Raw genomic sequence first — 16,822 nt, 5'->3', positions numbered from 1 at the left:
TATGTATACACTGAGGTCAATGCCAACGAAGGGACAGCCAGTGCGAGCCAGCGACCGGGCCTACGCCGCACTCCGCGATGACATCGTCCAGTGGCGGCTCCAGCCCGGAGCCCTGCTTGCCGAGGTGGAACAGGCAGAACGGCTGGGGGTTTCCCGCACACCCCTCCGGGAGGCGCTGGGCCGGCTCACGGCAGAAGGACTGACGGCGGCAGGCGGCCGCGGCGTCGTCGTCACCGGCATCTCACTGGCGGATATCGACGAACTGTTCGAGCTCCGCGAGACGCTGGAAGGAAAGGCCACCGCCCTGGCCGCCGAGCGGGGCGTTCCGGAAACGTTCCGCAGGCTTGAGGCGGAATTCCGGGCAGCGCCGTCACTCATTACCGGGCCGGCACCCGCACTGCAGGACTATTACCTGCTGGTGGACCGGCTGGACTCCGCCGTTGATGCCGCAATTTCCAACTCCTACCTCGCCCAGGCCATGCGCAGCCTCCGGGTTCACCTGGTCCGTATCCGCCGCCTCGCCGCGGACGACGCAGTACGGCTCACGGCCGCAGCAACCGAACATGCAGCCATCGCCGAGGCCATTGCCATCCGCAACCCCCGCCTGGCGCAGGCAGCCACCACCCTCCACCTGCACCGCAGCCTGTCCCACATCAAAGCCACCCATCCATCCCGCTAAAGGAGCACCATGGTTAAGGAACACCACGTCCGCGTCTACAAGAGCGAAGAAAACCTGCCCCGCGAGGAACAGCTTGCGCACAAAATCGCCAGGGTTGCCGCGGATCCCGTGGAGGTTCCCGCCGAGGTCACCGACATGGTGATCAACAGGGTGATCGACAATGCCTCGGTGGCTGTGGCTTCGCTCAACCGCGCACCGATCGTGGCAGCCCGGGCGCAGGCCCTCACCCATGGCCCCAGCTCGGGCGGAAAGGGCGCCAAGGTCTTCGGGATCGGCGAGCGCATCTCCCCGGAATGGGCTGCATGGGCCAATGGCGTGGCGGTGCGCGAACTGGATTACCATGACACGTTCCTGGCTGCCGATTACTCCCACCCTGGCGACAACATCCCGCCGATCCTCGCTGTGGGCCAGCACGTGGGCTCCAACGGCCGGGACCTGGTGCGGGCCATTGCCACGGGCTATGAAATCCAGGTAAACCTCGTGAAGGCGATCTGCCTGCACAAGCACAAGATCGACCATGTCGCCCATCTCGGCCCGTCGGCAGCTGCCGGCATCGGCACCCTGCTCGGGCTCGACGTCGAGACCATCTTCCAGTCCGTGGGGCAGGCCCTGCACACCACGACGGCGACCCGCCAGTCCCGCAAGGGCGAGATTTCCACCTGGAAGGCCCATGCCCCGGCGTTTGCCGGGAAGATGGCCGTGGAAGCGGCAGACCGGGCGATGCGCGGACAGACCTCCCCCGTGCCCATCTACGAAGGTGAGGACGGGGTGATTGCCTGGCTGCTGGACGGCCCCGAGGCCTCTTACCTGGTCCCCCTGCCCGAAGCCGGCGAAGCCAAGCGCGCCATCCTGGACACCTACACCAAGGAACACTCCGCCGAATACCAGGCGCAGGCATGGATCGACCTGGCCCGGAAGCTGAACCGCGAGCACCCGGAGGCCACCGACCCGGCAAACGTTAAATCCGTGCTCATCAGGACCAGCCACCACACGCACTACGTGATCGGCTCCGGTGCGAACGATCCCCAGAAGTACTCCCCCACCGCGTCGAGGGAAACCCTGGACCACTCCATCCCCTACATCTTCACGGTCGCCCTGCAGGACGGCGCCTGGCACCACGTGGATTCCTACTCCCCGGAACGTGCCGCCCGGCCGGACACGGTGGACTTGTGGCAGAAGGTCAGCACCGAGGAAGACCCGGAATGGACCCGGCGCTACCACTCGCTGGACATCGCGGAGAAGGCCTTCGGCGGCTCCGTGGAGATCACCCTGGCCGACGGCACTGTTATCCGTGATGAAATCGCCGTGGCCGACGCCCATCCGCTCGGTGCCCGCCCCTTCGGCCGCGAGCAGTACATCCACAAGTTCCGTACCCTGGCCGCCGGCCTCGTGGAGGACGCTGAAATCGAAAGGTTCCTCGCCGCCGTCGAACGCCTGCCGGAACTCGCGGCAGGTGAACTCGACCAGCTGAACATCACGGCGGCTCCGGGCGTGATCGACCTCGCTGCCGCACCGAAGGGACTTTTCTGATGCTTTATTCCAAGGTCACCCCGGAGCAGAAGCGGATCCGCTTCCGCGAACTTTTGGCATCCGGGACCGTCCAGCAGTTCCCGGGCGCCTTCAACCCGCTCTCGGCCCGCCTGATCGAGGAGAAGGGCTTCGCCGGGGTCTACATTTCCGGTGCGGTCCTGGCCAACGATCTTGGTTTGCCGGACATCGGGCTGACCACCCTTACAGAAGTCGCCACCCGGGCCGGGCAGATCGCCCGCATGACGGACCTGCCCGCGATCGTGGACGCCGATACCGGCTTCGGCGAACCCATGAACGTGGCCCGTACCGTCCAGGAAATTGAAAACGCAGGCCTGGCCGGGCTGCACATCGAAGACCAGTTCAACCCCAAGCGCTGCGGCCACCTCGACGGCAAGAACGTGGTGGACCTGGACACCGCCACCAAACGGATCCGCGCCGCCGCCGACGCCCGCCGGGACCCGAACTTCCTCATCATGGCCCGGACCGACATCCGTGCCGTTGACGGGCTCGAGGCCGCCCAGGACCGGGCCAGGGCGCTGGTGGAAGCCGGAGCGGACGCCATCTTCCCGGAGGCAATGCGCGACCTGAACGAGTTCCAGGCGATCCGCGACGCCGTCGACGTGCCCATCCTGGCGAACATGACAGAGTTCGGTAAGAGCGAACTGTTCACGGTGGACCAGCTCCAAGGTGTCGGGGTGAACATGGTGATCTATCCCGTCACCCTTCTCCGTAGTGCCATGGGTGCTGCCGAGCGTACGCTGGAAGCGATCAGGGCTGAGGGCACGCAGGAGGCGCAGGTGGGCAGCATGCTCACCCGGGCACGCTTATACGATCTTGTTGACTACGAAGGCTACAACCGCTTCGACAGCGGAGTGTTCAATTTCCGGGTCCCCGGGGAGTAGGGAAAAACCGCGCCGACTACGGCCGGCACAACAGGCGACAGGAACGAAGGAGTTTCAGCATGGCTGAAGAGGACATCAAAAAGGGTCTTGCCGGCGTCGTGGTGGATTACACGTCCGTCTCGAAGGTCAACCCGGACACCAACTCCCTGTTGTACAGGGGCTACCCGGTCCAGGAGCTCGCCGCGAAGTGCAGCTTCGAGGAGGTGGCCTACCTGCTCTGGAACGGCGAGCTGCCAACCGAACAGGAGCTGGCGGAGTTCAGTGCGCGGGAGCGGGCCGGCCGTGCCCTGGACCCGGTGGTCAAGCAGGTGATCGACGCATTGCCGGAGAGCTCCCATCCCATGGACGTTTGCCGGACTGCTGCCTCCGTGCTGGGCGCCAGGCACGCGCTGGCGGAAGATTCCTCCCGCGAGGCCAACATGGCTAAAGCCATCGACCTGTTCTCGGCTATGCCCGCGGTGGTGGCCTACGACCAGCGCCGACGCCACGGGCAGGGTGTCATTGAGCCGCGTGACGACCTCGGCTACTCGGCCAACTTCCTGTGGATGACCTTTGGGGAGGAGCAGGTGCCGGAGGTGGTGGAGGCCTTCAACGTCTCGATGATCCTCTACGCCGAGCACTCCTTCAACGCCTCCACCTTCACGGCCAGGGTGATCACATCGACGCTCGCGGACCTGCACTCTGCCGTCACGGGAGCCATCGGTGCTTTGAAGGGGCCGCTGCACGGCGGCGCGAACGAGGCCGTGATGCACACCTTCGACGAAATCGGCATCCGTCCCCAGGAATCCCTCGAGGAGGCGGCTGCCCGCGCCAAGACGTGGATGGAAAACGCCCTGGCGCAAAAGAAAAAGGTTATGGGCTTCGGGCACCGCGTCTACAAGCATGGCGACTCACGGGTACCCACCATGAAGGCCGCCCTGGACAAGATGGTGGCCCACTACGGCCGGCCCGAGCTGCTGGGGCTGTACCAGGGCCTCGAGAAGGCCATGGACGAAGCCAAGGCCATCAAACCCAACCTCGACTACCCCGCCGGCCCCACCTACCACCTGATGGGGTTTGATACTGCCACCTTCACTCCGCTGTTTGTCGCCAGCCGCATCACCGGCTGGACGGCGCACATCATGGAGCAGTTGGATTCAAACTCCCTGATCCGGCCGCTGAGCGAATACGTCGGTCCCGAGGAACGGCACGTTCCGTAGGCAGCGGGGGCCTGAGCGTACAACGGCGGCGGGACGGCCATGCAGGTGGACATCCCGCCGTCAGTCGTTAACGGCTAGGGCAGGAGGCTCACGGACGACGCGACGGTTTCGTTGTCGCTGTTCAGTGTGACCACCACATTGACCCTGCCGCCTTCGAGTACCACCGGAAGCCAGTGATCGGCATCCTGCCACATGCGGTCCACCGGCAGGGTGTCGGTCCGGAACCACTCCGGCGTGATCTCGTCGCTGTCCTCCGGCTCCCCTGCCCATCGCCGGGCAGTGAAGAGGCGGGTGTGCATGTCCCAGCCCGGCCGGGCGGGGAACACGAACTGCACCACGCCTGCGTCCGCAAGGTCTTCCTGGCGGACGGTCACGCCGGTTTCTTCCCTCACTTCGCGGACCACTGCTTCGGCCTCGCTCTCCCCCGGTTCGACGTGTCCTCCGATACCCACGATCTTTCCGGTGCCGAAGCCTGTCCGTTTGAGGCCGAGCAGCACCTCCGGGCCGGAATTCCCGTCACGGAGCAGGAAGCAGAGAGTCACCCTTGCTGCGGTCATGCGCTCAAGCCTATGGGGTTGGCCAGTTATCGGCGAGGAGGCGCCACGGGGCGCTGGATATGCCAAGCTCTACGTGTGGCTCCCGAAACTGCGCCGGGGATACGGCCGGCCCGTGTCTCGACCATTGACGCCCGCCTGCCGGAGTGGCTGGTGCGCAATCCTTTGTACTGGGGTTGGGCCTGGGCCTGTTTCTGGACGGTGCTGATTGTTATGGATGAATTCGTCGACCTGGCAGGCTGGACCTGGTACCTGCTGGTGGCCGCGGCCGCCCTGCCGACGCTGCTCAGCACCCTGGCCGTGCTGCACGTGACTCCCCGGCAGCAGGTTAAGGCCGCCCGGGAATCGGTATTGGGCCTGTTCTTCGTGCGTTTCCTGGCGCTTGTTGCGGCATTCATCGTGTGGGCCATATCCGTGGTGCTGAGTGCGTCCATCTCCACCACCATCCAGGCCCTGGCGGGTGATTCCGAGCGTGAGGTGACAGCTCTGGGGTTCCAGCTGATGGCAGCCCTGCTCCCGGTTGTGGTGGCTGTCCTGTGGCTGGCGTTTGTTGCCCGGTGCGCCTGGTTCCTGCGGAGGCTTCGCGGCTGGCGGCAGGTCCCCACACTCTCGCGGGTGCCGAAATCATTCCTCCGGGGCCGCCCTCGCCTGCGCCGGCTGGTGATCGGCCTGGCGCATCCGGGACTGATGTTGCTCGCGGGAATGGGCACATCGGCACTGGCATTCCTGCTGGCCCCGGTGGAACTGACCATCGAGGCACTGCTTTAGGTGTCCCACGACAATACATGCGGGCAGTGCGTACGGGCAGCCCATTCGGGCAGCCCGGCCGGGCAGCGCAGGGCTGTCCTGGGCAAGCTCAGCCGAGGGCCCTTGGGTGTGCTGCCGCGTAGATCTCGCGCAGGGTGTCTGCGGTGACCAGCGTATAGACCTGGGTGGTGGTCACCGAGGCATGGCCCAGCAGTTCCTGGACCACGCGGACGTCGGCACCGCCCTCCAGCAGGTGGGTGGCGAAGGAGTGCCGGAGGGTGTGCGGTGAGACGTCCTTGGTGATGTTCGCCTTGTCGGCTGCTGCCTTCAGGATGGTCCAGGCACTTTGGCGGCTGATCCGGCCACCGCGTGCGTTCAGGAACAACGCCGGGGTTCCTTTTCCCTTGGCCGCCAGCAGGGGCCGCCCGCGGACCAGGTAGGCGTCGAGGGCCCTGGCTCCGTAGGACCCCAGCGGCACCAGCCGTTCCTTGGAGCCCTTGCCGAAAAGCCGAACGATGGCCGGCCCGGTTTCCGCCTCCTGCAGGGCAATGTCGTCCACGTCCAGGCCCACGGCCTCACTGATGCGCGCTCCGGTGGAGTACAGGAACTCCAGGAGGGCGCGGTCGCGCAGCCCTGTTGCCGTATCGGTGCCGGCCGCTTCCAGGATCCTGGTTACTTCGTCCACGCTGATGGCCTTCGGCAGCCGCTTCCCGGGCATGGGCGGATGGACGTCGCTGGCGGGGTCGGTGGGCGTGAAGCCTTCCAGGGCCCAGAATTTGTGCAGTCCCCGAACGGCCACCACAGTCCTCGCCGCGGACCGGACACCAAGGGCCGAGCCGCCGTCGGACCCGTCCGTCAAAGCCCGGACGTAACCGGTCACATGATGGCGCGTGATGTCCTGCGGGCCGCTGCATCCGGCGGCTGCCAGGTAGCGGGAGTAGCGGGCCAGGTCCCTGCGGTAGGCCGACAGCGTGTTGGCTGCAACGCCGCGTTCCACTCCCATGTGCTGGAGGTAGTCGGTAATGCCCCGGTCGATTGCTGTTGGCGGGGAGGCCGGCGGCGGGGTGTCGCGAACCTCTTTGGCCGCGGCCAGTCCAGCGGGATCCAGTTCAGCGGGATCCAGGTCAGCGGGCGCCAGTCCCGCGGGTGCCAGCTCAGCAGAGGGACCAGGGACCATCAGCGCTGGCTGGGGTGCGCGGGCCAGGGCGCGTCCGCGCGGCGGAGATTGGCATATCCGCCGGCGCGGGCGGCTGCGGCGGCAAGGATCCCGACGACGGCGGACGGGTTGTGGAGCCTGCCGGCAAGCACTGACTCCACGGCGTCGTCAAGCTTGATCCAGTGGAACTCGATCTCCGCTTCCTCGTCCATCCGCTCATGGCGTTCATGGTGCGGGACTTCGGTGAGGTTCCGGGCAAGGTAAATTCTGATGGCCTCGCTGGAGGAACCGGGCGAGTTGAAGAAGTCGGCCAGGACGTTCCAGGTGCCGGCGGCAAGGTCCGCTTCCTCGGCGAGTTCACGCGCCGCGCCCACCACGAAGTCCTCGCCTTCGATATCAAGCAGCCCGGCGGGAATCTCCCAGAGGTCCATGCCCACGGGGTGCCGGTACTGCTTCAGGAGGAGGATCTCGCCGTCGTCGTTCATGGGCAGGACGGCCACGGCGCCCGGGTGTTCGATGTAGTCCCGGGTGAGGGCCTCGCCCGTCTCCTGCAGCTGGAAGCTGTCGCTGACCACGTCCCAGATCCGGCCTTCGTAGACCTTCTCGGTAGACAAAAGACGGCGCGGGCTCGGTGCATCCGAAACCTTTACTGCAGGGGTGGCTTCAGGTGTACCGGGCATCGCGCCGTCCTTTGTGTCGTGCGGAACTACTTAGCCGCTACCGTACCGGACTGCTCCGCCTCGGGCGCAACAGCACCCAGGCCTGCGGCCGTGTCGGAGCCATCCTGGTGATCCAGGGCTGCCTTCACGAGCCCGGCGAACAGCGGGTGCGGCCGGGTGGGGCGGGAGCTCAGCTCAGGGTGCGCCTGGGTGGCGACGTAGTACGGGTGGACGTCCGCGGGAAGCTCAACGAACTCCACCAGCTTGCCGTCCGGGGACGTGCCGGAGAAGACCAGCCCTTCGGCTGCGATCTGGTCGCGGTACTTGTTGTTCACCTCGTAGCGGTGGCGGTGGCGTTCGCTGACGGTGGTCTTGCCGTACGTACCGGCGATGACCGAACCGGCGTCGAGCTTGGCTTCGTACAGGCCCAGGCGCATGGTGCCGCCAAGGTCGCCCTTGCCCTCGACGATGTCGAGCTGCTCTTCCATGGTGGCAATGACGGGGTACTTCGAATCCGGCTCGAACTCACTGGAGGACGCACCTTCCAGTCCCACAACGTTGCGGGCGTACTCGATGACCATGCACTGCAGGCCCAGGCAAAGTCCCAGGACGGGCAGCTTGGTTTCGCGGGCGAACTTCAGCGCACCGAGCTTGCCCTCCAGGCCGCGGATGCCGAAGCCGCCCGGGACGCAGATGGCGTTGACGCCGTCCAGCGCCTTGATGGCACCTTCGCGGGTTTCGCACTCGTCGGAGGGGACCCAGCGGATCTTGACCTTGGTGTCATTGGCGAAACCACCGGCCCGCAGGGCCTCGGTCACGGACAGGTAGGCGTCCGGCAGGTCGATGTACTTGCCGACGAGGGCGATTTCCACGTGGTGCTTGGGGTTGTGGACGGCTTCGAGCAGCTTGTCCCAGCTGGTCCAGTCCACATCCTTGAACGGAAGGTCCAGGGCGCGCACGATGTAGGAATCCAGGCCCTGGGAGTGCAGGGTCTTGGGGATGTCGTAGATGCTGGGAGCATCGGCGGCGTTCACCACGGCGTCAATGTCGACGTCGCACATCCGGCCGATCTTCTCGCGCATGGCGTCCGGCACTTCGCGGTCGGAGCGGATGACGATCGCTTCGGGCTGGATGCCGATGGACCGCAGGGCTGCGACGGAGTGCTGGGTGGGTTTGGTCTTCAGTTCCTGGGACGGTCCGATGTACGGGACCAGCGAGACGTGCAGGAAGAAGACGTTGGTGCGGCCGATGTCCTGGCGGACCTGGCGGGCCGATTCGAGGAACGGCTGGGATTCGATGTCGCCCACCGTGCCGCCGATTTCGGTGATGATGACGTCCGGAGCGTTTTTGCCTTCGGCAGGCAGGCGCATGCGGCGCTTGATTTCATCAGTGATGTGCGGGATGACCTGCACGGTGTCGCCGAGGTATTCGCCGCGGCGTTCCTTGGCGATGACGGTGGAGTACACCTGGCCGGTGGTCACGTTGGCCGAGCCCTCAAGGTTTTCGTCGAGGAAGCGCTCGTAGTGTCCGATGTCCAGGTCCGTCTCGGCGCCGTCGTCGGTGACGAAGACTTCGCCGTGCTGGAAGGGGTTCATCGTGCCCGGATCCACGTTCAGGTAGGGATCGAGCTTCTGCATAGTTACAGACAGGCCGCGTGCCCGCAGCAGATGACCGAGGCTTGATGCCGTCAGTCCCTTACCGAGCGAGGACGCCACACCACCGGTTACGAAGATGTGTTTGGTCGTCTTGGACGAGCCCGGGAACCGGGAATTTATACGGGAATTTGATCGCTGCACCACGGAATTCGAGCCTATCATCAAATGAGCCTTCCACGGGTCGGGAACTGCTTTCCCAAATGATCAAGTCTGCCCGTTCGAGCGTGCCGTAAGCAAGGGCGGGGCCGCTGCATTAAGCCCGCGCGGGACGTGGTTAGGCCCGCTGTGGCAGCAGTTTCGCGTCGTCCAGCAACTCCTGGGCATGCGCCTGCGCGGACTCCGAGTCCTCCTGGCCGGCCAGCATCCGGGCCAGTTCACGAACCCGCTCGGGGCCGTCAAGGAGGCGGACATCACTCGAGGTGAACCCGGTGGCCGTCTTGCCGTCGGCTCCCCTGACGGAGGTTTTGGTGACTGTGATGTGCTGGTCCGCGAACGCGGCCACCTGCGGCAGGTGCGTGACCACAAGCACCTGGACGTGGCGTGCCAGCATGGCCAGCCTGCGCCCGATTTCGACGGCGGCGCGTCCGCCCACTCCGGCGTCCACCTCGTCAAAGACGAACGTGGGGACGGGGTCAACGGCGGCCAGCACCACTTCGATGGCCAGCATGACCCGGGAGAGTTCACCGCCGGACGCCCCCTTGCCCAGCGGCCGGGCGGGAGCCCCTGAGTGCGGCTGCAGCAGGAAACTGATTTCGTCCGCGCCGTGCGGACCCAGCTGGCCGGTCGGCTCGAGATTGATCACCAGGGTTGCGTCGGCCATGGCCAGGGCCTTCAGCTCGGCACTGACCCGTGAGGAGAGCTCCTTGGCGGCTTTGGTCCTGATCTTGGTGATGGCAGCGGCCTGCTTCTTCAGGTTAGCCTCGGCCCTCACCACTTCCGCGTCCAGTGTTTCAATGCGGGTTGAATCGTCCTGCAGTTCGTCATAGCGCACGCGGGCATTTTCAGCCCACTGGAGCACTTCGTTGATGGAGGGGGCATACTTGCGGATCAGCTTGGCCAGGACGGCACGCCGGTCCTCGATTTCGGCCAGCCGTTCCGGTCCTTCGCTGTCCAGCCCGGCCTGGTAGCTGGCCAGTTCGGTGGCGATGTCGTTCAGCAGGAAGCCCACCTCGGCCAGGCGCGCTGCTGCGGAACCGAGTTCGGCGTCGTGCTCAGCCACGTGCTCGAGGGTCCGCTTCGCGGCGTCCACCAGGGTGGTGGCGTCACCTGCTTCGCCGAAGTCCTCGGCGATCAGCGCCTGGTGGGCCGTGCTCGCCGCGATCCGCAGTTCCTCAACATTGGCCAGCTTTACTGCCTCCGCCTTGAGGAGCTCGTCCTCGCCAGGCTGCGGGTCCACGTCGTCGATCTCAGTCAGCGCCGCCTCGAGGGATTCGGCTTCGCGGAGCCGGTCCCGGGCGGCACTGCGGAGTGCATCAAGCTCCGACTGGACTGATTTCCAGTGGTTATACAGGTCCTGGTAGTTGGCGAGGGGCCCGGCCAGCGTTTCGCCGGCGAACTTGTCCAGCGCGCCCCGTTGGGCAACGGCACCCTTGAGCCGGATCTGGTCCGACTGGCCGTGGACCACAACCAGCGTTTCGCCGATTTCGGCGAGAACGCCGACGGGGGCGGCGCGCCCGCCCAGGAAAGCACGGCTGCGGCCGTCCGCACCCAGGCGGCGGGCGAGGATAAGCTCAGCGCCGCCGTCGAACTCTTCCGCCTCGGCGCCCGCCTCCAGTGCACGCGCGATGGCGGGGTGCCCGGCGTCGAGCTTCAACACTGCCTCGGCAGTTGCGCTCTTGGCGCCGCTACGGACGGCACCGGCATCTGAACGGGCCCCGAGGAGGAGGCCGACGGCGGTGACCACCATGGTTTTGCCCGCACCGGTCTCGCCGGTCACCACGCTGAGCCCGGGGCCCAGCGGCAGTGTTGCGTCGGTGATGACGCCCAGATCACGGATTCTCAGTTCTTCAAGCATGGTTCACTTTGCGGTTGAGGGATCAGGATCGACGTCCGGCTGCCCGCCGTGCGGCAGCTGAAGCGGCGGCATAGGCCGCGGTGTCCGGACGATGGGGATCGGTCCCGTGTGGATGGCGTCAGCCTTGGGGACGGGTCCACGCCAGCCATGGATGGGCAGTTCGAACTTCCGCACCAGCCGTGCCGAGAACGGGGTCTGATGGGTCCGTGCCAGCCGCACGGGCGTGGCTGACTTCGTGACCTCAACCCGGGCGCCCGGCGGCAGGTCCACCGAACGCCGGCCATCACACCACAGCACACCCTGGGCATCTGTCCTGCCCAGAACTTCAACGGCGAGGCGTGAGCGCGGTGATACCACCAGCGGCTTGGCGAACAGCGCATGGGCACTGATGGGGACAATAACCAGGGCCTCCACCTCCGGCCATACCACCGGGCCCCCTGCGGAGAACGCGTAGGCGGTGGAACCCGTGGGGGTGGCCAACACAATGCCGTCGCAGCCAAAGGTTGTGAGCGGACGTTCGTCCACCTCGGTGACCACTTCCAGCATGCGCTCCCGGTTGGCCTTCTCGATCGCTGCCTCGTTCAGCGCCCAGGTGTGCCAGATCTTCTGTCCCCGGACCCAGACCTGGACGTCGATGGTCATGCGCTCTTCCACCGTGTATTCCCGGCTGGCGATCCACTCAACGGTCTGGGCGAGGTCCGCCCGCTCGCTCTCGGCGAGGAAGCCCACATGGCCCAGGTTCACGCCCAGCAGGGGCACATCGACTTCCCGGACCAGCTCTGCCGCGCGCAGGATGGTGCCGTCGCCACCCAGGACCATCACCAGTTCAACGTCGGGGAGCTGGACGTGGTCGTGGAGCACTTCCACCGGCTGGGACAGGTGCCCGAAGAACCGTTCCATGTCGTCCAGTTCGGAGTCCTGCATTACCGGGACGATGCCGGAGGCGTGCAGCAAGGCGCAGGCCTCCCAGGCGGCCTTCAGTGATTCCTCGCGGCCGGTGTGGGCGAGGACCAATACGCGCCTGCTCATCAGGTTCCGCTCTCTAGTGGTTGTGCCAGATCGTTCCGAGCAAGGCAGCGGTTGCTGCGTCTCGCTCTTCGATCTTAGGCAACTCTTGGCTCATCCTGCGCTTTATCCACAGGAAGTATTCGACGTTTCCGTCCTGGCCGGGCAGCGGGCTCTGCGCGAGGCCGCGCAGCTCGAGGCCGGCGTCGAAGGCGGCGTGGGCCACTTTTTCCACTGCCATTCCGCGCTCCCGCTCGGAATTCACCACGCCGGTCCGTCCCAGCCGGTCCTTGCCGATCTCGAACTGCGGCTTCACCATGAGGACCAGGTCACCGCCCGGCTCCGTGCACAGGGCCAGGGGCCGGACCACCAGGGTCAGGGAGATGAAGGACAGGTCAGCCACCGTGAACGCTGCAGGGCCGCCAATGTCCTCGGGCGACATGTACCGGACGTTGAGCCCCTCATGGACTTCCACGCGGGGATCTTCCCGTAGCTGGGGCACCAGCTGGCCGTGCCCGACGTCGACCGCCACCACGTGTGCGGCGCCGCGCCGGAGCAGGACATCGGTGAAGCCGCCGGTGGAGGCACCGGCGTCAAGGCACCTTTTCCCGGCCGGCGAAACATCGGGAAAGGCATCCAGGGCGCCGGCCAGTTTGTGCCCCGCCCGGCTCACATAGGCGTCCTGCTCAGCATGCCGGACCACCAGGTCCCTGTCCTCCGGGACTTGGACGGATGCCTTGCTGAGGACCTGCCCGGCGGAGCTGACTTTTCCCTCAGCTATGAGCGTGGCGGCATGGGTGCGGGACCTGGCGAGGCCGCGCGCAACCAAGGCCTGGTCAAGGCGCATCGGCATCAGGCGCCACTCTCCGGCAGGTTACCGGGCGTGCGGGTTTGTTCCGCCGGATCAGCGTCCAGGGCAGCGCGCAGTTCGTCGTGAAGTTCACTGTAGGCCGCTTCGTGCTCTGTAACCGGGGCCCCGGGGACAGCGTCCAGACGTGCCAGTGACTGTTGCACCAAGGGATCCGGCACCTCGTTGTTGTTTAGCCGCGGCCAGTCCGGGGAGGGCTGGGCTGCTGCGGACTCGTCAGGGTGGCTCAGCTCAGTCATTCCACCAGTCTAGTGATCCAGCCAGACCAGCTGCGGCGCCTGCGCGGTGGTCGCGTCCGGGGTGGCAGCCCACCAGGCTGCACAGGCTGCCCGCCAGGAGTTTAGGTTGTCCTGGCTGCCGATGATGCCCACGGCACCGTTGGCCACGCGCGCGGTGGCTTCGCCGCACGCGTAAGTGCCGTCGTCGTGCGTCACTTCGGGGTAGGGGCTGTACAGCTCCGTCAAGTCATTGATGACGTAGTTGGGCCTTTCGGCGGCCCTGGCGGCCAGAATGGATTGCCGGGAGTCAACGCCGGTCAGTACCGCCACCGTGGCGAAGCCTGCGTTGTTGCCGCCCAGGATGTCGGTGTCCAGCCGGTCCCCCACCACGAGGGGGCGCTCTGCGGCGAGGCGCTTGGCCGCCGAGTGGAACAGCGGCGCTTCCGGTTTGCCGGCGACGCGGGGCGTCTGGCCAGTGGCTGCGGTGACTGCGGCGACCAGGGTGCCGTTGCCGGGTGCGATGCCGCGGGCCTGCGGGATGGACATGTCGGTGTTGGTTGCCACCCAGACGGCCCCGGCCGACACCACGTAGGCTGCCTCGGCGAGTTCCTTCCAGCCAATGGCCGGGTTGAAGCCCTGCACCACTGCCACCGGGTCCTCGTCCTGGCCGTAGACCGGCACCAGGCCCACCAATTCGATCTCCTGCGCCAGCGCCGGGCTGCCGGTGATGAGCACCCTCGAGCCCGGGGGCAGCTCGGCGGCGAGCAGTTCCGCAGCGGCCTGCGAGGAACTCACCACCTGGTTGTCAGCAGCGGGCGCGCCGAGCTCACGGAGGTGGGCTGCGACGTCGGCAGGGGTGCGCGAGGCATTGTTCGTTACGTAGCCCAGGCCCACTCCGAGGCCTTCCAGCTTTTGGAGTGATTCCACTGCACCCGGAATGGCGTGCGGGCCCGCGTAGACCACGCCGTCCAGGTCAGCGAGCAGTGCATCAAACAGGGAAATCAGGGTGGCTTCAGTCATCCGTTCTAGTCTTCCCGACGATCCTGGTGGTCCTCCGGAGTTGTGCTGTCCGGCAGGTCCTCTCCGTTGTGGTCCAGTTCGTCGGTCTCAACCGAGTCCTCGTCAGACTCAGCGTCGTCGGAGACAAAATAGTCCGGCTCCTGGTCATCGATGCTGGTGTCGACTGCTTCGCCTATACCAGCGGGCGTCTCCTCGCTGGCATCAATAGACGTGCCAGCTGCGTCCATAGCTGCTGCGGGCTTTGCTGCTGCGGGGGCCGCTTCAGCGGCAGCACCCGAAGCGGTGGACGCCCGCTCCAGGAGGCGGCGGCGTTCTTTTTCTTCGCGGGCTTCCTCTTCCTCGTCCCAGCCCAGGTCGATGATGTCTGGTTCTTCGTCAACTCCCAGGCCCAGCGCGTTTTCCGCCACGACAGCCTGCTTTTGCCATTTCTCCGACTCAGCGGTGCGGCCCACGGCAGCGAGTGCATCGGCGTAGGCGCGGAAGAGGCGGGGGCTGTAGGAGAATGCGCGGTTGATGTCCAACTGCGGGATCTCCAGTTCTGCCACGGCCGCGTCAAGTTGGCCGAGGTCGGTACGGGCCCCGGCAGCCACAATCGCGAGCTCGGCTTTGCCGGGAGCGTCCAGGTCCTGGGCTTCCTCGGACCGGACCACATCGAGGGCGCGGTCGGGGCGGCCAAGCCCACGTTCGCAGTCTGCCATCACGGGCAGGTGTACGTTGGAGCCGCTGATCCGGCGGTACGTCCGGAATTCCCGGAGCGCTTCGCCGTAGTGGCCCGCGGCGTAGGCCGTGAGCCCCACCGCTTCCCGGACAGCAGCGAGCCTGCCGCCGCGCCGGCTGGCAGCCAGGGCGTGCTGGAAGGCCAGTTCGGGCTCGTCGTCAATCAGGCGGCCGGCCATCACCAGGTGGCGTGCCACCCACTCGGCGCTGTTGGCCTCAAGCGTTTTGATTTGGTGCTGAGTGGCGCGGTCCAGCTCCTTGCCCGTGACGTCCTCGTCGATCTGAGGGGACCGTTCGCGGTCGGGGCGGTTGGCGCTGCGGAGATCACGCGTATTCGGCACGCGCGCCGGGCGCTCTTCCTGGCGGTCCCGCCCAAAGGTGCGGGGACCGGCGTCGCGGTTGGAGTCACGGTCGAAGCTGCGGGGTGCGCGGTCCTGACGGTCACCGCGGCTGGAGTCACGATCGAAGCTGCGCGGTCCGCGGTCCTGGCGGTCACCGCGATTGGAGCGCTCGCTCCGGTCGCCGAAGGGCTTCCTGTTGTCGCCGCCGGCAAACCCGCGGCGGTCCCCCTCGCCGTCGCGGCGCGGACGGTCGCTGAAGGAACGGTTGTCGCGGTCCCCGTAGGGCTTGCGCTCACGGTCGCCGAACGGCTTACGGTCACCGCCGCCAAAGCTTCGACGGTCTCCCTCGCCATCCCGGCGCGGGCGGTCGGCCTCGCCTTCACGACGCGGACGGTCGGTGAAGGAACGGTTGTCGCGGTCACCGTAGGGCTTGCGGTCACGGTCGCCAAACGGCTTACGCTCGCCGCCACCGAACCCGCGGCGGTCCCCCTCGCCGTCACGGCGCGGACGATCCCCGAACGGCTTCCTGTCACGGTCTCCGAACGGCTTACGATCACGGTCACCGAACGGTTTACGCTCCCCACTGCTGAAAGGCTTACGCTCGCCGGCACCGACCCCGCGGCCGTCCCCCTCACCATCACGGCGCGGACGATCACCAAACGGCTTCTTGTCACGGTCGCCAAAAGGCTTGCGTTCTCCGCCGCCGGTTGACCGGTCGTTGTCACGGTTGGTCCGGGACCGGAATCCGCGGGGTTCACCGCCGGAATTGTTGTTACCGCGGAACCCGCCGCGGTCATTTCCGCCGCGATTGCCGCCGTTGTGCTCAGCCATGTGGATTCCTCCTGTTGTGAGCCGACCACTGGCGCAACTGCAGCCGCTCGTATCCGTGTTTCGTTTTCCTACGCAACCCGAAATCAAGCGCTTCGAAGTCCGTACATCTTCATCAATTCTAGTGGAGTGCCCACCGTGGCAGGACCGGGCAGGGGCCGGGCAGCTGCATCGTGGCAATCTTCACACTCCCCAGGACGCTCTCTCACTTGATGCGGCTTTTGAAGTGACGCTCTCACTCGATGCGTCCTTCGGGGCCACGCCCCACCACCTCCCGCCGCTTTTGGAGTGACGCTCTCTCACTTGATGAGGGTTTTTGGGTGACGCTCTCTCAGCCGGCGCGGGTGTTCCAGGTGTTGCTCTTCCATGTGATGGCCGACGACGGCTGGTTGGGGATGCCGCCGGCTGGGCATTAGCTCATGGACGGGTGAGAGAGCGTTGGGTTTGAGAGCACATCGAGTGAGAGAGCGATCGGGAAAAACCCGCGTTAAGTGAGAGAGGGTCTGGCGGGTGTTTGTGGGTTAAATGCGGCAGGGCCCTGACGTCTTTTGTCAGGGCCCTGCTCTAATGGTTGTCCGGCGGTGACCTACTCTCCCACACCCTCCCGGGTGCAGTACCATCGGCGCTGTGGGTCTTAGCTTCCGGGTTCGGAATGGGACCGGGCGTTTCCCCCACGCTATGACCGCCGTAACCCTTGGTCCACACCCCTGCGGGGTGGGAAATCTGGTGG

14 protein-coding genes, 1 rRNA gene and 1 pseudogene are annotated in these 16,822 nt (G+C 66.2%); 5 read left to right on the top strand and 11 right to left on the bottom strand.

The features are described from left to right. Positions 1-40 precede the first annotated feature (40 nt). From M1D93_RS07840 to M1D93_RS07825, 4 genes and pseudogenes are all read left to right on the top strand, one after another. Positions 41-696 (top strand): annotated as a pseudogene (locus tag M1D93_RS07840) (GntR family transcriptional regulator). Then, complete coding sequence (locus M1D93_RS07835; protein WP_461174556.1) at positions 689-2,209, top strand: MmgE/PrpD family protein; 1,521 nt, start codon at positions 689-691, stop codon at positions 2,207-2,209. Before M1D93_RS07840 ends, M1D93_RS07835 begins: the two are co-directional and overlap by 8 nt. Continuing rightward, positions 2,209-3,111 (top strand): methylisocitrate lyase, encoded by a 903-nt coding sequence (prpB, locus tag M1D93_RS07830; RefSeq protein WP_461174555.1) that lies wholly within the window; start codon positions 2,209-2,211, stop codon positions 3,109-3,111. The genes M1D93_RS07835 and prpB overlap by 1 nt, the downstream gene beginning before the upstream one ends. A 59-nt stretch (positions 3,112-3,170) precedes the next feature. Then, positions 3,171-4,310 (top strand): bifunctional 2-methylcitrate synthase/citrate synthase, encoded by a 1,140-nt coding sequence (locus M1D93_RS07825; protein WP_461174554.1) that lies wholly within the window; start codon positions 3,171-3,173, stop codon positions 4,308-4,310. Positions 4,311-4,384: 74 nt separating this feature from the next. Here the strand turns inward: M1D93_RS07825 and M1D93_RS07820 are convergent, their stop codons facing one another. Continuing rightward, complete coding sequence (locus M1D93_RS07820; protein WP_461174553.1) at positions 4,385-4,867, bottom strand: 8-oxo-dGTP diphosphatase; 483 nt, start codon at positions 4,865-4,867, stop codon at positions 4,385-4,387. Between the two features lie 75 nt (positions 4,868-4,942). Here M1D93_RS07820 and M1D93_RS07815 point away from each other — a divergent pair, with 75 nt between their 5' ends. Further along, complete coding sequence (locus M1D93_RS07815; RefSeq protein ID WP_461174552.1) at positions 4,943-5,632, top strand: hypothetical protein; 690 nt, start codon at positions 4,943-4,945, stop codon at positions 5,630-5,632. Positions 5,633-5,720: 88 nt separating this feature from the next. Here the strand turns inward: M1D93_RS07815 and xerD are convergent, their stop codons facing one another. The 10 genes from xerD to rrf all read right to left on the bottom strand — a co-directional run bounded on the left by xerD (position 5,721) and on the right by rrf (position 16,782). Continuing rightward, positions 5,721-6,788: a site-specific tyrosine recombinase XerD gene (gene xerD / locus M1D93_RS07810; RefSeq protein WP_461174551.1), complete on the bottom strand. Its 1,068-nt coding sequence runs from the start codon at positions 6,786-6,788 to the stop codon at positions 5,721-5,723. Further along, positions 6,788-7,447 carry an NUDIX domain-containing protein gene (locus M1D93_RS07805; protein WP_461174550.1) on the bottom strand — a complete coding sequence of 220 codons (660 nt, stop codon included), beginning with the start codon at positions 7,445-7,447 and terminating at the stop codon, positions 6,788-6,790. The genes xerD and M1D93_RS07805 overlap by 1 nt, the downstream gene beginning before the upstream one ends. Positions 7,448-7,473: 26 nt before the next feature. Next, positions 7,474-9,243: a CTP synthase gene (locus M1D93_RS07800; protein WP_461174549.1), complete on the bottom strand. Its 1,770-nt coding sequence runs from the start codon at positions 9,241-9,243 to the stop codon at positions 7,474-7,476. Between the two features lie 112 nt (positions 9,244-9,355). Continuing rightward, positions 9,356-11,095, bottom strand: a complete 1,740-nt coding sequence (gene recN, locus M1D93_RS07795; protein ID WP_461174548.1) for a DNA repair protein RecN — start codon at positions 11,093-11,095, stop codon at positions 9,356-9,358. 3 nt (positions 11,096-11,098) lie between these two features. Further along, the gene (locus tag M1D93_RS07790; protein WP_461174547.1) at positions 11,099-12,124 is read right to left on the bottom strand and encodes an NAD kinase; all 1,026 of its coding nucleotides are present in this window, start codon (positions 12,122-12,124) and stop codon (positions 11,099-11,101) included. 13 nt (positions 12,125-12,137) lie between these two features. Beyond that, positions 12,138-12,953 carry a TlyA family RNA methyltransferase gene (locus M1D93_RS07785; RefSeq protein ID WP_461174546.1) on the bottom strand — a complete coding sequence of 272 codons (816 nt, stop codon included), beginning with the start codon at positions 12,951-12,953 and terminating at the stop codon, positions 12,138-12,140. Further along, complete coding sequence (locus M1D93_RS07780; RefSeq protein ID WP_461174545.1) at positions 12,953-13,207, bottom strand: hypothetical protein; 255 nt, start codon at positions 13,205-13,207, stop codon at positions 12,953-12,955. The genes M1D93_RS07785 and M1D93_RS07780 overlap by 1 nt, the downstream gene beginning before the upstream one ends. Positions 13,208-13,216: 9 nt before the next feature. Beyond that, on the bottom strand, positions 13,217-14,206 hold the full coding sequence (locus M1D93_RS07775; RefSeq protein WP_461174544.1) for an HAD-IIA family hydrolase: 990 nt from the start codon (positions 14,204-14,206) through the stop codon (positions 13,217-13,219). A 5-nt stretch (positions 14,207-14,211) separates the two neighbouring features. Next, complete coding sequence (locus M1D93_RS07770; RefSeq protein ID WP_461174543.1) at positions 14,212-16,095, bottom strand: tetratricopeptide repeat protein; 1,884 nt, start codon at positions 16,093-16,095, stop codon at positions 14,212-14,214. A gap of 570 nt (positions 16,096-16,665) precedes the next feature. Further along, positions 16,666-16,782: ribosomal RNA gene (rrf, locus tag M1D93_RS07765) — 5S ribosomal RNA — on the bottom strand. Positions 16,783-16,822: the final 40 nt, after the last annotated feature.

Source organism: Arthrobacter sp. Z1-9, assembly GCF_054792695.1.
This window is presented reverse-complemented; position numbering and strand designations above follow the sequence as displayed.

Excerpts from the sequence above, each read along its gene's own strand:
- M1D93_RS07780 (WP_461174545.1), bottom strand. The coding sequence starts at position 13,207 with ATGACTGAGCTGAGCCACCCTGACGAGTCCGCAGCAGCCCAGCCCTCC.
- xerD (WP_461174551.1), bottom strand. The coding sequence starts at position 6,788 with ATGGTCCCTGGTCCCTCTGCTGAGCTGGCACCCGCGGGACTGGCGCCC.
- M1D93_RS07825 (WP_461174554.1), top strand. The coding sequence starts at position 3,171 with ATGGCTGAAGAGGACATCAAAAAGGGTCTTGCCGGCGTCGTGGTGGAT.
- M1D93_RS07820 (WP_461174553.1), bottom strand. The coding sequence starts at position 4,867 with ATGACCGCAGCAAGGGTGACTCTCTGCTTCCTGCTCCGTGACGGGAAT.
- M1D93_RS07775 (WP_461174544.1), bottom strand. The coding sequence starts at position 14,206 with ATGACTGAAGCCACCCTGATTTCCCTGTTTGATGCACTGCTCGCTGAC.
- M1D93_RS07790 (WP_461174547.1), bottom strand. The coding sequence starts at position 12,124 with ATGAGCAGGCGCGTATTGGTCCTCGCCCACACCGGCCGCGAGGAATCA.
- recN (WP_461174548.1), bottom strand. The coding sequence starts at position 11,095 with ATGCTTGAAGAACTGAGAATCCGTGATCTGGGCGTCATCACCGACGCA.
- prpB (WP_461174555.1), top strand. The coding sequence starts at position 2,209 with ATGCTTTATTCCAAGGTCACCCCGGAGCAGAAGCGGATCCGCTTCCGC.
- M1D93_RS07805 (WP_461174550.1), bottom strand. The coding sequence starts at position 7,447 with ATGCCCGGTACACCTGAAGCCACCCCTGCAGTAAAGGTTTCGGATGCA.
- M1D93_RS07800 (WP_461174549.1), bottom strand. The coding sequence starts at position 9,243 with ATGATAGGCTCGAATTCCGTGGTGCAGCGATCAAATTCCCGTATAAAT.
- M1D93_RS07835 (WP_461174556.1), top strand. The coding sequence starts at position 689 with ATGGTTAAGGAACACCACGTCCGCGTCTACAAGAGCGAAGAAAACCTG.
- M1D93_RS07770 (WP_461174543.1), bottom strand. The coding sequence starts at position 16,095 with ATGGCTGAGCACAACGGCGGCAATCGCGGCGGAAATGACCGCGGCGGG.
- M1D93_RS07785 (WP_461174546.1), bottom strand. The coding sequence starts at position 12,953 with ATGCCGATGCGCCTTGACCAGGCCTTGGTTGCGCGCGGCCTCGCCAGG.